This window comes from Chryseobacterium sp. SIMBA_028, assembly GCF_046535285.1.
Lineage (GTDB): Bacteria > Bacteroidota > Bacteroidia > Flavobacteriales > Weeksellaceae > Chryseobacterium.
Window position 1 is genome coordinate 96138 of record NZ_JAWRWZ010000010.1, and the last position, 15901, is coordinate 112038.

The following is a 15901-nucleotide window of genomic DNA, read 5'->3' on the forward strand; positions in this document are numbered from 1 at the left end:
TTATATACTTAGCCCCCTGCATTTCTTCCAACTTCTAATTTCCCAATAATAACAAAAAAAGAAACGGAAGACACAATATCCTCCGTTTCCATCATTATAAAAATTTTAAACTTACTTAGTCTTATTGAAATTCTCAGCAAAGAATCCTAGCATCGACTTATAAAATTCAATTCTATTCGGCTCCTTTCCAAATCCGTGCCCTTCGTCATATTTTACCATGTAAGGTACTTCAAATCCTTTAGCACGCATAGCCTTTACAATCTGATCAGATTCATTGATATTTACTCTAGGATCATTGGCTCCCTGAACTACAAACAATGGTTTCTTGATCTTATCAATCTGGAAAACAGGTGAAACTTCCTTGGCAATTTTAGCTTCTTCAGGGTTATCCAAATCATACCAGATTTGTTTTACCATTTCTTTGTAAGGTTTCCAGTATTCCGGGAACGATTCGAAAAATGTAAAGATATTAGAAACTCCTACATAATCCACTCCACAAGCATATAAATCTGGTGTTTTGATTAAGCCCATTAAGGTAGCATATCCTCCGTGACTGCCTCCATAGATTGCGATCTTATCTTTATCTACCCATCCTTGGCTGATGGCATATTTCACACCATCTTCTACATCATCCATTGCTTTTCTTCCAATCTGCTTATACCCTGCTTTTTGAAATTCTTTTCCATAGCCCCCTGAAATTCTAAAGTTTACCTGAAGGGTAGCATAGCCTCTGCTTGCAAACAGCTGGCTTTCCGGATTGAAGCCCCAATCATCTCTGATTCCCTGAGGCCCACCATGTGGATTCACAATTAAAGGAACCTTCTTGCCTTCCAATGCTGCTTTAGGCAGGGTAATATAACCACGAATTGTTAGCCCGTCTCGGCTTTTGAATTCAATTGGTTTCATTTCTGCCATATCCTCTTCCTTCAACTGTGGCATCAGGTTATAAAGAAGCTTTGTCTGCTTGGTTTTTGTATCATACTCATAGTACGTTCCATATAGCTTATCGCTTCCCACTACTACGAGAAGTTTATCATTATTATCATCTGAAGAAACGATACCAAATTCTTTGTCTCCAAACTGAGATTTTAGCTTATCATCAATTTCTTTATAGAATTTACTTACCGGAACAGTTTCTCCTTTTACGCCATTATAACTAACGTAGTCCAGTTCATAATTTCTGTTTTTACCGGCAACATTTATTGAGCTTACATCATATACCGGATTGGAGTAAACTTCTTTGATTATCGCATTTTTCTTTAGATCATATAAAACAATTTTTGCTTTATCACCGTCAAGATTAGTAACTACATAAGCTTCGTCCTTGTTCTTGGAATTATCATTAAACCTGATTATACTGAATGTATCAGACCAATCTGCTGACTTAATCAGATTGAATTTTCCTGTCTGGAGGTCTTTATAGTAGGTTTTTGTTGTTAATCCGTTTTCAAGAATAGTATACCCTCTTAAATTTCCATCTTTATCAAAAATATAGTCGTCAATAGGGCTATTGGCATCTTTATTTTCATACAATTGAGTTATGTCTCCCGTTACGAAGTTAACTTTATAGGGTTCAAAGATTTGTTTATTGTTCTTATTCATTGTAACTACAACGAAGTCTGTGTCTTTTATAGGAATAATTGAACCTAATGTAATTCCGTCAAATGGAGTTAAATCCTTAAGATTACCCCCATTAATATCAGCTGCATAAAGGTGTATATTTTCATTACCTCCTTTGTCCTGAGTATAGAATAAACGATTCTTATTCAACCAGCCATAGGCTTTTATCAAATCATCTTTTTCCACAATGGCCTTGGTAATTTTTCCTGTACCTAATTCTTTAACATAGACATGATTTTTACTGTCTTTGTCTTTTTCTTTATAGGAAAGGAATTTTCCATCTGGTGATATTTTAAATTGGGAAGCTTTTGGTCTCGCAAAGTAATCTTCAACTTTATACTTAAAATTTCCTTTGTCAGAAGAAACAAGTTTCTCAAGATTAGCCTTATTAGACGGAAGTGTGGGATCTCCCGGAAGTTTTGATGTAGAACTCTGTGCATTCATCATAATAGCGGAAAGTACAATATAAGCTGTACCGAAAATTTTGGAATTTAAATTCATAACTTATGCTTTAAAGTTAAAACTATTGGCTGCATTTAATCTTTTAATTGAAAAAAATTAAAGCTTTTATATATAAGACAACTTAAACCTCAAAACGTTACATAATTTAAGCATTATTTTCTAAAAAAAAAATCAAATAAATAAAAAAGACAGCTTTAGAAGCTGCCTTATATCTAATGTAAATAAATTCCAAAGTACCACGTCCATGCTATTAAAATGATCTGCATAGGAATCCTTTGAACATACAGATACCGCATCCCCGGGCCAGTATAATCAGCCTTAAAAATATTAATATCCTTTTTGGAGGAATTGATGTTAGCCATAAAAACCAATACGTAAAAAATGATCAATAAGATTGCAGTCATCTCCCGAATGGATGGAATCATTAAACCTATTCCTGCAGCAATTTCTAAAAGTCCTGTAACATATACCCAAAACATTTTGCCTGGAATAAAATCAGGGATCATCATTGCCATCCCTTTCTGAAACTTAAAATGTGAAAAACCTGTACATATGATAAATACAGCCATACCAAGGTTTCCTGAGAATAAAAAATCCGGCTTTCCCTGAAACACCGTGGTTCCAAGCAAAGCCAATATAAATATACCGAATAGGATTACTAATAATTTCATAGGTATTTAAAATCAAAGAATGTAAACTAAACTGAAGTAAGATTGACTCCTTCTGCCAGGCTTTTTACCACGATCAATCCTTTTGTAAAACCTGTATTCATATGGTCACGCCATTGTTTTTCAACCTGAACCTCAGCATGAAGTTTTGTTTTTCCCTCATAGTCGGTGAGAAAATACTTTTCAAAGCAGCCATTCCACTCCATTACTTCTTTGCTTTGGGTATCTTCTATTCCGTTTTCTATCATTCCCAGATGTTTAAAAACTATTTGGTTAGGTTCATCCAGACTGTCTATAGTAGAGACCATTCCATCTCCCTTGTCATTTAGAAAGTACGTTTTACCGTCTACTTTCCAGTCAGACTTCATGACAGATGATCCTGCACCGAAATACTGCGTCCATACACTATATGTTTCAGGGCTCCAAAGAATATCCCATACTTTCTGTAAGGGCGCATCGATTATTGTTTCGTAAGATAGGGTTTCCATATTTTAAAATTTTGTGATTAATTACCATATTTCCCAACCCATCTGACTTACTTTCAACTGATTTAAAGTTGATTTTCCGAAAGATGCTTAATAATCATTTGTGCTTTGGGAAATTTTTCTTCAAAAAACGCCTTAAACTCCTCAGGGGAGTGAATTTCTGTTCTCAATAAGGTTCCGTTATCATTTTCTACTAAAAAGTAGGTTTCTGTAGCATCTCCCCAATTCTTTGGAACCTCAATACCATCATAAATCTCACCCAGATGTAGAAACTTTATTTCCTCATTAGGTATAATTTTTTCAATTCTACTGTACATCCCATTATGCTTGGGATCAAAAAACTTTATGATATTATTTTCTTCCAGAGTTCCCTCATAAAAAGAGCCTTCTGCAAAAGCAGTTGACCACTGTCTGTAGGTAATATCTCCCCAAAGAACACTCCATACTTTTTCAGGTTCCGCATTGATCTCTATTTCATATGATAATATTTCCATAAATATAAATTTGAATTTAATGTTAAAATAAATGATAACTCATTGAAGCTTAACCTCCGACAAAGTCACCCCCATTAATATGAATAACTTCCCCGGTAATATAACTGGCATCCTTAGAGGCAAGGAAAACATAGGCTGGGGCTACTTCAGAGGGCTGGCCTGCGCGCTTCAATGGAGTATCTTTTCCAAATGTTGAAAGATCATCAAAAGCTTCTTTTACAAGCGGGGTCCAAATAGGTCCCGGAGCAATTCCGTTGACCAAAATTTTCTTTTCAGCAAGATTATCCGCCAATGATCGGATGAAAGATAAAACAGCTCCCTTTGTAGCGGCATAATCAATTAGATGATTGCTTCCGCGATAGGCTGTAACAGATGTGGTACAGATGATTCGGCCTCCGCTTTCCATCAATGGAAGAAAATTTCTGGTGAACGAAATCATAGAAATGATATTGGTATCAAATGTATCCTGAACCTGTTCATCAGAAATTTTTTCCAGACTGTTTTTCGAGGTATGAATTCCTGCGTTATTGACCAGAATATCAAGCTTCCCCCATGTTGATTTGATCTTTTCTGTACATTTATTCCTAAATACTTTCCTTGTAAGATCTCCTTTCACTAAAAGACATTTTTGTCCTTCCTTTTCAACAAGTCTTTTGGTTTCCTTGGCATCACGGTCACTTTCCTTATAAATAATGGCAACATCTGCACCTTCTCTTGCAAAATGAACAGCCACTGACTGCCCTATTCCGCTATCTCCTCCTGAAATAACAGCCTTTTTGCCCTGTAATTTTCGGCTTCCCTGATAGTCATCCCGGATTATCTCCGGAAATTGCCCGTCTTTAGGGACCTTTGATTTAGATTTTGATTTGTTCTGTGTTTTCATATGCAAATCTTTTTCTAAATAGTATCAAACAGTAAGCCGAAGTTTTTTAGGAATTATATGCGTCTTCTAAATCCTGAATAATTATTTTCTGCATTTTCATCATGGCCTGAACTACGTTATAAGCTTTTTCCTGATTAGAATCGTTCATTAATTGGATAAGTCTTTTAGGAACAATTTGCCAGCTTACACCATATTTGTCTTTTAACCAACCACACATACTTTCTCTTCCGCCATTTGCGGTAAGCGTATTCCAATAGTGATCGGTTTGTTGCTGATCATCGGTCATCACCACCAATGAGGTTCCCTCATTAAAGTCAAATTGATGATCATAGGAATTATCCATACAGAATAAAGTATAGTTGTCAATTACAAAATTGGCATGCTGAACATTTTCTGCAGGCTCCGGAATAGGATGTCCCTCGCTTCCATCACCATATTTTAAGACATTTCCAATGCTTGAGTTCGGGAAAGTTTGGGTATAAAGTTCCATTGCTTCTTTGGCCTTACCATTGTTTTGATGAATAAACATCATAGTGGGAACTATTTTTTGGCCCCCAGATTTTTCTCCCAGAAACAATTGCCACGTCACCCCATATTGATCCTGAACCCATCCATATTTTTTACTCCATGAATAAGAGCCTAGTTCCATCAAGGCAAGCCCTCCATCCAATAACTGATCCCAATATTTCTGAACCTCATCTTCTGTATCACAGATTACCATAAATGAAATGGAAGGATTCTTTTTAAACTGCGGCCCTCCATTCAAAAGCATTATTCTTTGCCCGAACAGATCAATGTTCATCACAACCGGGGTATCTGCAGTAATCTCTCCTCCAAAGACTTTGCAGTAAAATTCTGCAGATTGTTTGGCATCTCCGTCATACCAGAGGCATGGGAAAATATCTTTATTCATAAGTTTCAATTTTAAAATTGGCTTTATATAGTTTAATTATTTTGTCTTGTCTATTATTAAGTTCAGAAAATCAGTAATATTATAAATCTGTGCAATCCGTAAAACCTATGTACAAATAAAAGAATAGAAATTTTGTTGCAGATCAAACCCATGCATCTTACCACGATTGATTCTTTTCTATGAAAACATAAAGCAAGAGAAATCTTATGTCTTTACACTTAAAGAAATAATCTCTCTTTATTTGCAACGACACAATAAAAAATTTGACTTTACTTTTTATGCTTCCTTAAAAAAAAACTGATTCTCCTTCATATGGTCTTTTAATTTCATCATTGCGTTTTTTCCAAAACCATGAAGCTGCAGAATTTCCTTTTCGGAATAGTCTGACAGTTTTTCCAAAGAATCTATTTTTTCTTTTTTCAAGGCTTTTCTTGCCGGGATTGCAATCACACCAAGAAGAAAATCCTCTTGGGGATCATAATTAATAGCATAAATGGAATTCAAACTCTTTGACATGATAACTAAATTGATCATGGCTACACAAAATATTTTTAGTGATTCTCTACATATTTATGGAAATTATTGAGAATAGCATACCAGCCATCTCTTTGCATTTCCACAGAATTTTGTTTTTCCGGATCGAAAATTTCAATAACCTTTGTTGTATTTTCATCAATCTTATCAAAGATTACTTCAACTTTTCTTCCATCTTCCATATGGTACTTAATTTTCTCATGAGGAACAACTTCATCATACACTCCTTCAAAGTCAAATGCGAAGCTTTTATCCTTTGCTTCCATCCTGTTTTTGAATTTACCACCTACTTTCAGATCATTCTCTGAACTGGGACACTGCCAGGTTTCATGGGCAAAGTTCCATTTTGTAATATGCTGAGGTTCATTGAAATAATTCCATACTTTCTCAACAGGAGCTAAAATTGTAATGTCTATTTTAATTGGATCCATTGTTCTACTTTTTAGTGATTGGAATAAAAGAGCTGCCCACAACAGGCACCTCTTTTATGGTTAGTTAAATATAGCAAATATAAGATTACTTTGTATACTCTTCATTATAATTCACCATCCAATGAACGCCATATTTATCCTGAAAGCTTCCAAAATAGTCACCCCAAAACTGATCTTCAAGGGGCATTTCTACATTCCCGCCCTCAGAAAGTCCTTTAAAAATTCTTTCTGCATCAGTTCTTGAATCAGGGAAAATAGAAACATAATTGTTATTTCCTACCGTTAAGGTTTGACCAAAGCCCGGAACAATATCTGAAGCCATTAAAAGGTCACTTCCTATAGGTAGCGCAATATGCATCACTCTGTTTTTTTCTTCTTCTGAAAGATTTTCGGTCCCGGGAGCATTTCCCATTTTATGAACTTCCCCTACAAACTCTCCTCCAAAAACAGATTTGTAAAAGTTGAACGCTTCTTCAGCTGTTCCATCGAAATTTAGGTACGGATTTAATTTTGCCATGATTTTTAATTTTACGTGTTATTGTTTATTTGAAACACAAATGACAAGGATCATTCTATAATTATATCAATGCCAGTCATGTTATTTATGATTTCAATTGGTTAAAAACTGCTCTACTTTTGTCACTGTAAAGTCGATTAAACTTTTATTGATACTCTCATCAAAGTCAGCCATCATATACGTTCCATGAGTCGCGGGAAGTATCATTAACCTCGAATCTTTTACCAAACGCCACATCGCCATTGTATGTTCCGGCTTCATCACATCTTTATCTCCACTAATGAACAAGACTGGTGATTGTATCGATGTAAGGACTTCATCTTCCCAATCTTCAAAGGTTTGCATCCTTTTGCTATCCTTATCAAAAAGGTTTTCCAGTTTTGAAAAATCAGGATTGAGATTTAAAAAATTTATTTTAAATGGTTCAGGCATTGATTCAAAAGTGGCTTCCTGCATCGCCTCAAAGAAACCATCCATCATGCCTTCTTTTTTATAAAATGCAGATGCAACAATCAATTTTTCTACAATATTCGGATGACGGTGAGCAATCTGCATCACGGTGTTTCCACCATTGCTGAATCCCCAAAATGAGGCTTTATGAATGTTTATTTCCGTTAAAAGAGCGGCAATATCATCTGCATCCTGTTCAAATGTTTCGGGAATATCGCGATGCTCACTTCGTCCGTGATTTTGAAGATCAATTCCAATAAGCTGAAACTTATCTTTCAGCCTTGTGATGACTTCTTTAAAATCATACACAATAGAAGAACCACCACCATGAATAAGCACTAATGGCTTTCCAGCTCCATATATTTCATAATACAACTGTATTCCATTAACCCTTTTATAACCTTTTTCTACAGGATTCATAGATTAGTAATTAAGGTTTTCATCCACATCATACTTCATTCCCGGATAGTTTAAGATTCTACGCATTAACCCTATCTGCCCGCAGAGATAGTCTTCACGCCCAATACACATGCCTGCAAAATTGAGCTTTGTTTCTTTTATAAAAGGAATGTTCATTCCTATTTCAAAGATCTCATCCAGTTCTTCATCAGTTACTTCCCATAGTTTCTGATAAACTTTTGGAGAAATCTCATGGAAATTCTTCTTCAGATCTGCCAGACTTGGATATTTAATGTTTTCATCCAACGCTTTTCCTTGAAAGAAAAGATCATTGTTTGGATCCTGTTCCTGCAGTCCAAGAACCCAGCCCAAGCCGTAGCGCATATTTACAAAGTTCCCTGCCATCCAAACAATGTGATTGGTTTTGTTTTCAATTCTTTTCAAGCCATCTTCTTCCGAAATACCATCCAAAACATTCATAAAGCCTTGGGTATGCATTCTGTAAGCCGGAATGATGAGTTCTATTTTTTTTGATTTTGGTGTGTCCATTTTATTATTTTTTATGGATTTAAAACTAGATAATGGAGAACGTAAAGACAGAGATTTCATTTCCAAAAAATCTTTTATTCTTTTATTCTATCGTAGATTTTATACTATCATCGTATGGCTCCGGGTCTTCCTAGGATTCTTCGGAGATACCCCAACTGCCCGCCATGATAAATTTCGTGGAGACAGAGTGTTGAAATATCTTTAACATTCTCTTCCTTAAAACTTTCAAGAATATTCAATTTTGCTTCAAGTTTATCTTGTGATTGCTGAAGATATGATTTGAGTTCATCAAAATTTATAAACTCTGTTTTTCTGTCCCAGGCAATTTCTCCTCTATTGTAACAGGAAAATTTTTCGCTGTCCCAAATTGACTCTTCTCCTAAAATATTCAATAAGCTGTTTCTGATGTAGATCAAATGTCCCAGTATCCAATTCATACAATTAGCCTCATCGTTAGGAAAAATCATTGATTCTTCATGGGTAATTCCCTCTGTATTTAAAGAAACAATTTTGAGGCTGCTAAATATTTGGTTTTTCACCAATTCTATCTCATTCGACTTTGTTTCCATATTTCTAATGTGATGTTGAGAACTGATAAATTATTCTGTAGGGATCTGAGAAGCATCTGCATGCATCACCTCCCACTGATGACCGTCAATATCTGCAAAAGCACTTTGATACATCCATCCATGATCCATGGGTTCACTATATTTTGAGCCTCCGTTTTCAACGGCTGTCTTCACGATCTGATCGACTTCTGCACGGCTGTCTACTCCAATAGCAAGAAGTACCTGCGTGGTATCTCCTTTAGCATAAGGCCTATTGGTAAATGTTTGGAAAAATTCTTCTTTCAAAAACATGGTGTAGATATAATCTTCTTTCATTACTACACATATTGCTTTGTTATCTGAAAACTGCTCGTTAATGGAAAACCCAAGCTTCATCCAGAATTCTCTGGTTTTTTGTACGTCTTTTATCGGTAAATTGACATAGATTTGATTGATTTTCATTTTTATAATTTTTGGTGTTAAACTTTATATCAAAATTACCAAGGTGTTATGAAAATCTACTTGTCATAGGGCAAGAATTAATTTTTCTTGGGATGCGAGACCAATTCTTTACGTATTCTGCTGAGGGAAGTATCTGTTACTCCAAGATACGAGGCGATCTGCTTCAAAGGAGCAAACTGTACTACTTTGGATTTCTGTTCCAGTAGATTCAGGTATCTTTTGGTAGCAGAAAGGGTAAACATTTCTACAGACCGCTGCTTATAAGCAAAGAGTTCCTTGGACATCCATGATCTCCCCCACTCTCTTAGATTTGGAATTTTATGGAATAATTCCTGAAAGGTATCGTAATCCAGCTTCCAGCATTCGCAATCTGTAATGCAGACAATATTTTCCTGAGACGGAATTCTTTGAAACATAGATAAAACCTCAATAATCACCTCATTTTCTACAAAAAAGTGGGTGGTTACCTCATTTCCGTTGAAATCATTAACAAATGAGCGGGCCAATCCGCTATCCAGAATATAGTATTCATTGGCTGTTTTTCCTTCTTCAAGAATAAAGTCACCTTTTTGAAACGATGTTTTTTCATGTGCCTGAAATATTTCCTCAAGCTCTTCCTGAAAGAAAAATGGAAAATCATAGCATATTTCTAAGGATTTATTAGTCATCAGGTCAAATTTTTTAAGACTTTAAAAATAGAATTTTTAATTGAAACGAAGAAAACAAATATTAAACAAAATAATTTTTTATCCTATTTAAAATTACATATTATGCTGAAAATAAATTATTTTTATAAATAAAAATAATTAAACAGACGTTTTATTATTTTATAAAAGTAATATCATAGTGACGTTTAACCACTCTGTCAAATCTGTAATTTGTCACCCTCAGAGGGTATGATTGGTTATGCATTTTTTATCTTTAGTAGAAATCTATTCTCTCTAAAACAAGGATAGCTGAATACCATTAGAAGAATTGGGTTTCTTAGCATCTCCAAATACTGTCTTACCACCAAAGCGCCATGAATTTTGTCTTTCTTCTTCAATGACTTCCTGAATATCAAAATCCGGGGTAAAGTCTTTCTCCGCAGTGGTTATTATTTGATGAAGCTTATTTAATGTATTCAATTTATCGGAGTTGCCGAGTTTGGACTTTTCTATTCCTCTTCTTAGGATACTGATACTTTCATCATAAGTATTAATCGGAACCGGAAAAGGATGACCATCCTTACCTCCATGGGCAAAGGAAAACCTTGCCGGATCAGCAAATCTTGCCGGAGCACCATGAATTACTTCACTCACTAAGGCCAATGACTGCATTGTTCTGGGGCCTACTCCCTCCAACATCAACAAATCCTCAAAATTCTGCGGCTGTTGCTCTCGGGTAACATATAAAAGCGCTCCCAGGCGTTTAAGATCAACATCGGAAGCCCGAACATCATGATGAGCAGGAAGAATCAGCCTTGAAAAATCTTTCATTACCTCTACAGAATCTGTGTGGGAGATATCCAGAATTCCTTTTCGATTTCCTGCCGCTTCTGAATCGGTAAGGTTTAAAATATGCCCTCTTGAAACTCCACTGATTCCTGTATGTGGCTCTTCTACAAATGAATTTATGTTTTCGGAATGCCAATGATAACGTCTTGCTGTTCCGTCAGATTCATGCATTCCCTGTTGAATAACACTCCAGTTCCCATTATCTGACAGGACAAAATTATGCAGGTATAATTGATAGCCATCCTGAATCGCTGTATTATCTACCTTAGCAGAAAGCTTACTGGCTCTTACCAGTTCGGTACCGTTGAGACCTGTTTTTTCGGCAATTTGAATGAGTTCTGATGGGGTTTCTCTGGAGAACTTCCCTTTCCCACCACAAATATAAAGCCCCAATGATTGAGAATTGGGGTTAATGGAGCGTTTCAAGGCTCCCATAACAGAAGTGGTAATACCTGAAGAATGCCAATCCATTCCCATTACTGCTCCAAAACTCTGGAACCAAAACGGATCTGCCAGACGGCGCAGCACCTCATCTTTACCGTAATCCATAAGAATAACTTCAATAATAGAGAGCCCAAGAACAGACATACGCTCATACAGCCACGATGGTACTTTACCGTAGTGAAGAGGCAGATCTGCAGTTCCTGAACGTTTCATTCTATTTTTAAAATGTAAAGGTAGGTTTTATTCATCTTAATTTTTAATGATCAGGATCATTTATTCTGCCATAATTCATCAACTATCGGATCAGGCTTGTAAAAGAAAAGTTGACATCTCTCATTTCCAATTCATTTTTACTGGACTCAAGTTGTGCTTCTTTGGCATAGATAAACATTTTTTGTTCATAAGCATTAATGGCTTCGGATATAGTTTGGCAGTTCCTTTCTGTTAGATTTTCTGATAAAATTAAAGCATCCCTTAGTCCTGTATTTACTCCTTTCCCAGCAAAAGGAGGCATAAGATGAGCGGCATCTCCAATAAGTGTTACAGGCAAAGAACGATTATTTTTCCAAGGTTTGTCTAATGAAATTTTCCTCGTTGGTAGCCCCACAAAAAAGGAAGTTGAAAGAAATAACTGCTGATAAAGCTCATTCCATAAGGAGAATCTTTCGGAAAGAAATCTACGAACCTGTTCTGTATTCTGAAAATCCAAATCACAACCATCTTTCCACTCTTCAGGCTTTTTGAATATGACTCCATAAGTCAAGGCACCGTTATTATAAGGGTTGGCTACCAATAAATTCCCTTCATGGGCTGCCATTGGTCTTTTCCCGTCACACCAATCGAAAAATTCGGGACATGTTTTCTCAGGCTGTGGAATATCTCCCTGAATAATAAAAGTTCCGGTTTCTTCTACTTCAGCATCTGTCACATATTTTCTTACTTTGGACATTCCTCCGTTGGCACCAATAACAAGATCGGCATTCACATCAGGTTTGTCTTTAAAATGAAGCAGCCATTCCCCGTCATTTTCTTCCATTCCGGTAAAATTCATATCCCAGATTACCGTATGATCCGACAAACTATCAAGCAGTATTTCTCTCAAATGATTTCTGTTGATTTCGGGATTGTCATATTGGTTTTCGGGCGTAATTTTTTTTGTAAAAAGAATATTCCCCTGTTCATCAGCAATATTGATTCCCATAGGTAATGCCGCAGCATAATATTGATCAAGCAGTCCTGCTTTTTCCATTGCTTTCTGCCCTGACTCCTGATGAAGATCGAGGGTACCACCCCAGACTCTTGTCTGTGCATTCACCTCTCTCTCATACACGTTTACTTCAACACCTTTCTGTTGTAATAAAATTGCCATTGTTAAACCAACTGGTCCGGCACCGATGATGGCTATTTTTTTATGATTAAGTACCATAATGTTGTAATGTATTATTATGTTACAAAATTCCGGAATACAAGGGTATCATGCTTGTACAAATGCGACAAAATCATTGCTTAAGGTTTGTTTTCTTTTTTTGGCTTCCCTCGCAAAAACAGCAGGTGTAATACCGCTGTACCGCTTAAACTCTCTGCTTAAATGAGATTGGTCTGTATATCCAAATTCCTGTGCAAGTGCTGCAATAGAAGTCTTGGGAGCATGCCATAAATGGTTTCTTATCTGTTCAAAACGCATAATTCCGGATACCTCTTTTACCGTATGTCCGGAAGACTGTTTAAATTTTCTTTCTAATGTTCGGGTTGTTGTATGAGCAGAATCAGCCACCTGATGTACAGAAATAGCACCATCGTTTTTTCTCATAGCCGCTCCTGCTTTGAAAAGGAGACTGTCTATTGTAAGGTGTGCGTGTAATTTTAGAAAATATTGTTCTACCTTAGAAATAGCTTCTTCAATTTTTCCCTGAGTAATATAATCATTCAATACAGATTGAAGCTGTGCAACAGGATGTTCGAATGTATGGACTCCGTTTTGAGTTTTTTCTGACGAAAGCCGCAGTAAATCAAAAACAGCCCATGGGAAGCACCGGATCCCAATAATTTCCAGCTGGTTCTGAGCATAAAAAAGAGCAGGCTGATTGAGCAGCCCCATAATAAACGGAGAAGGTAAAGTCTGTAGTATTCCCTGATGAGAAATACTGCATCCACTACCAAAATGAAAGATAATTTCGGCATAACCATCCGGTAGTACGGTAAATACGGACGGTTCTTCACCATAATCTCTTCTGTTATACCAAAAGCATTTTATGGTATCCTTAAGTTCTTGGGGAACTTCAAATTCCTGATGTATATTGGAGAACATAGTATATTGACTATCAGTTATGCATACAAGCAAAATCAATCATGGGAGTAGAATTCCAGATCTTTATGTTTTACTTCATCAAACTTTTCATTGAAAATAATTTTATTTCCAAAAGGATCATTTACAGTGAAAGATACTGCCTCATAAAAGGTTTTTTCAAGTCCGGGACGATTGTATTTATAATTTTTATCGATGAGTTCTGTGTGATATTCCACAACGCCTTCTCCCCAGATAAAGATACTACTTCCTGGGCTTGCATCGCCATGATGCTCACTCAGGTGAAAAACCATGTTCTCTTTTTTCACCTCAATGTAAACAGGAAAATTTTCTTCGAACCGGTGTTCCCAGATGATTTCAAACCCTAGCCAGTCAACATAAAATTCAAGCGTTTTCTGGTAATCAAAAATTCTGAGTACAGGGATAATCTGCTCTGCTTTCATACGATGATGTATTTATAGATGAGAAAGAATATTAATTAATTTTCCAAACGGATCTTTTACAAAAAACCTGCGAACCCCCCAATCCTCTTTGGTGATTTCATAAGTGATTTCGAAGCCTGCATTTTTCATTTTATCATAGAGTTCATCTACATTATCCACTTCAATGGAAAGATCGGGAACTTCCGTATTATTTCCTCCTTGTTCGGCAAAACTGATTTGAATTTTTGCATCTTCATGGTTACCCAATGTTTTGATCCAGCCATGATCCATCAAAACATTCAGTTCCAGAATATCCTGATAAAATTGATTTGCTTTGGAAAGATCATCCGTTTTAATATTGGCTACAATTCTTTTTACCATTTTGCACTCGTTTTTCCATTAAAAAAGGTCTTGTGAAATTACGTAAAATTTCACAAGACCTTATAAATTATTGTGTCGTATATTGTATTAAATTGAAGCAGCAGCTTCTAAAATCAACTGAGTAACTTCTTCAGGATGTGATGCCAATGAAGCATGTCCTGCATCCAGCGTAATTATTTTCTTAGGCTGAAGGCGTTCTGCCATTTCTTTTTCTGTTTCAGCCGGAATCATACGGTCATTCGATGAAATTTGATACCAGCTTGGTTTTGTTTTCCATGCCGGTTCTCCAGCCACATCACCAAAACACTGCCCGTGAATCGGTTTTTGTGACAATGCCATCACCAAGGCTTTTTGATCATCTAAATCTTGACAGAAAGCAGATTTAAATTCATCATATTTGATCCATAAAAATCCTTTGTTATCAGGATAAATACTTGCCCCACCCGGAGATTCTCTTCTTCCTAAAAGGGATCCTAAACTATCTCCTGCATCAGGGGCAAAGGCTGCAATATAAACCAGTCCTGCCACTTTCTCATGATGTCCCGCTCCTGAAATTACAGCTCCTCCATAAGAGTGTCCTACCAAAAGTACTTTTCCATCCTGAGCATCGATAAGATCTTTCGTTTTATCAATATCGTTCTGCAAAGAAGTTAAAGGGTTTTGAACACTTCTTACTTTATAACCTGCCTTTACCAGTGACGGGATAATGTATTGCCAATGAGAGCCATCTCCCCAGGCTCCGTGTACCAAAATAATAGTTAAATCTTTTTGTTCCATAATGATTAAAATTTGATAATAGTAAAACTACGGCCTAAAATTTCATCTGACGTTAACTTAAGTTAATTTATAATTCTGCCACGAATCCGACTAAGAGATTGTTCTGTAACTCCCAGATAACTTGCAATGTGTTTTTGGGCTATCTTCTGGAAAAGAAGGGGTTGTTGCTTTAAAAGATTTAAGTATCTGTTTTCTGGAGACAGGCATAGTAAATCATCAATTCTTTTTTTGGCGTCCAAATAAATCTTTTCGCTCATTACTCTTCCAAATTTTTGCCAGTATGCTTCTTTTTCATATAATGCCTGCAAATGTTCTTTACTCAGCAACAGTATTTCACAATCGCCCAAAGCCTGAATATTCATATTGGAGACTGTATCACAAAGGATGCTTTCATAATCGGTAAAAAATTCATTTTCAAAATAGAATCCGAAATTAATTTCGCGCCCCTGATCATTGATATAGAAAGATCTGATGGTTCCTTTTTTGATAAAGCCCAGATATTTACATTTTTCCCCCTGTTTCAAAAAAAAGTCTGATTTTAAAAGCTTAGTATCTTTAAGTAGTACATAAAATTCATCAAAATGTTCCTGATCTACCTGAAACAGCTCTCCGTATTTTGTGTAATGGTCTGTCATCATTTATGGTGTGTTTTAGATTCAAA

Annotated in this window: 21 protein-coding genes; all 21 read right to left on the minus strand. The window is 36.1% G+C overall.

The window, feature by feature from the left end; genetic code table 11:
• Window positions 1-111 precede the first annotated feature (111 nt).
• Window positions 112-2121, minus strand: coding sequence for a prolyl oligopeptidase family serine peptidase (locus SCA31_RS14515; protein WP_410697679.1), 2010 nt, complete (start codon window positions 2119-2121; stop codon window positions 112-114).
• Between the two features lie 173 nt (window positions 2122-2294).
• The gene (locus tag SCA31_RS14520; protein ID WP_410697680.1) at window positions 2295-2753 is read right to left on the minus strand and encodes a hypothetical protein; all 459 of its coding nucleotides are present in this window, start codon (window positions 2751-2753) and stop codon (window positions 2295-2297) included.
• 26 nt (window positions 2754-2779) lie between these two features.
• Window positions 2780-3238, minus strand: coding sequence for an SRPBCC family protein (locus SCA31_RS14525; protein WP_410697681.1), 459 nt, complete (start codon window positions 3236-3238; stop codon window positions 2780-2782).
• A gap of 62 nt (window positions 3239-3300) precedes the next feature.
• Window positions 3301-3729, minus strand: coding sequence for an SRPBCC domain-containing protein (locus tag SCA31_RS14530; RefSeq protein ID WP_410697682.1), 429 nt, complete (start codon window positions 3727-3729; stop codon window positions 3301-3303).
• 49 nt (window positions 3730-3778) lie between these two features.
• Window positions 3779-4612: an SDR family oxidoreductase gene (locus tag SCA31_RS14535; RefSeq protein WP_410697683.1), complete on the minus strand. Its 834-nt coding sequence runs from the start codon at window positions 4610-4612 to the stop codon at window positions 3779-3781.
• A gap of 46 nt (window positions 4613-4658) precedes the next feature.
• Complete coding sequence (locus SCA31_RS14540) at window positions 4659-5525, minus strand: VOC family protein (RefSeq protein WP_410697684.1); 867 nt, start codon at window positions 5523-5525, stop codon at window positions 4659-4661.
• A 276-nt stretch (window positions 5526-5801) separates the two neighbouring features.
• Window positions 5802-6059: a hypothetical protein gene (locus tag SCA31_RS14545; protein WP_410697685.1), complete on the minus strand. Its 258-nt coding sequence runs from the start codon at window positions 6057-6059 to the stop codon at window positions 5802-5804.
• A gap of 17 nt (window positions 6060-6076) precedes the next feature.
• Window positions 6077-6490 carry an SRPBCC family protein gene (locus SCA31_RS14550; protein WP_410697686.1) on the minus strand — a complete coding sequence of 138 codons (414 nt, stop codon included), beginning with the start codon at window positions 6488-6490 and terminating at the stop codon, window positions 6077-6079.
• Between the two features lie 85 nt (window positions 6491-6575).
• Window positions 6576-7007, minus strand: a complete 432-nt coding sequence (locus SCA31_RS14555) for a VOC family protein (RefSeq protein ID WP_410697687.1) — start codon at window positions 7005-7007, stop codon at window positions 6576-6578.
• A gap of 93 nt (window positions 7008-7100) precedes the next feature.
• Window positions 7101-7877 (minus strand): alpha/beta fold hydrolase, encoded by a 777-nt coding sequence (locus SCA31_RS14560; RefSeq protein WP_410697688.1) that lies wholly within the window; start codon window positions 7875-7877, stop codon window positions 7101-7103.
• A 3-nt stretch (window positions 7878-7880) separates the two neighbouring features.
• On the minus strand, window positions 7881-8405 hold the full coding sequence (locus SCA31_RS14565) for a DinB family protein (protein WP_410697689.1): 525 nt from the start codon (window positions 8403-8405) through the stop codon (window positions 7881-7883).
• 107 nt (window positions 8406-8512) lie between these two features.
• The gene (locus tag SCA31_RS14570; RefSeq protein ID WP_410697690.1) at window positions 8513-8974 is read right to left on the minus strand and encodes a hypothetical protein; all 462 of its coding nucleotides are present in this window, start codon (window positions 8972-8974) and stop codon (window positions 8513-8515) included.
• Window positions 8975-9004: 30 nt separating this feature from the next.
• Window positions 9005-9415, minus strand: a complete 411-nt coding sequence (locus tag SCA31_RS14575; protein ID WP_410697691.1) for a VOC family protein — start codon at window positions 9413-9415, stop codon at window positions 9005-9007.
• 77 nt (window positions 9416-9492) lie between these two features.
• Window positions 9493-10083 (minus strand): Crp/Fnr family transcriptional regulator, encoded by a 591-nt coding sequence (locus SCA31_RS14580; RefSeq protein WP_076351300.1) that lies wholly within the window; start codon window positions 10081-10083, stop codon window positions 9493-9495.
• A 273-nt stretch (window positions 10084-10356) separates the two neighbouring features.
• Window positions 10357-11568, minus strand: coding sequence for a DUF763 domain-containing protein (locus SCA31_RS14585; protein WP_410697692.1), 1212 nt, complete (start codon window positions 11566-11568; stop codon window positions 10357-10359).
• 82 nt (window positions 11569-11650) lie between these two features.
• Window positions 11651-12781 carry an FAD-dependent oxidoreductase gene (locus tag SCA31_RS14590; protein WP_410697693.1) on the minus strand — a complete coding sequence of 377 codons (1131 nt, stop codon included), beginning with the start codon at window positions 12779-12781 and terminating at the stop codon, window positions 11651-11653.
• 48 nt (window positions 12782-12829) lie between these two features.
• Window positions 12830-13663: a helix-turn-helix domain-containing protein gene (locus tag SCA31_RS14595; protein WP_410697694.1), complete on the minus strand. Its 834-nt coding sequence runs from the start codon at window positions 13661-13663 to the stop codon at window positions 12830-12832.
• A gap of 35 nt (window positions 13664-13698) precedes the next feature.
• Window positions 13699-14103 carry a glyoxalase superfamily protein gene (locus SCA31_RS14600; RefSeq protein ID WP_410697695.1) on the minus strand — a complete coding sequence of 135 codons (405 nt, stop codon included), beginning with the start codon at window positions 14101-14103 and terminating at the stop codon, window positions 13699-13701.
• A gap of 12 nt (window positions 14104-14115) precedes the next feature.
• Entirely contained in the window at window positions 14116-14463 is a 348-nt protein-coding gene (locus SCA31_RS14605; RefSeq protein WP_410697696.1) for a VOC family protein, read from the minus strand.
• Window positions 14464-14550: 87 nt separating this feature from the next.
• Window positions 14551-15240 carry an alpha/beta hydrolase gene (locus tag SCA31_RS14610; RefSeq protein ID WP_410697697.1) on the minus strand — a complete coding sequence of 230 codons (690 nt, stop codon included), beginning with the start codon at window positions 15238-15240 and terminating at the stop codon, window positions 14551-14553.
• 62 nt (window positions 15241-15302) lie between these two features.
• A complete protein-coding gene (locus SCA31_RS14615; protein ID WP_410697698.1) occupies window positions 15303-15878 on the minus strand; it encodes a Crp/Fnr family transcriptional regulator in 576 nt (191 codons plus the stop codon).
• Between the last annotated feature and the right edge of the window lie 23 nt (window positions 15879-15901).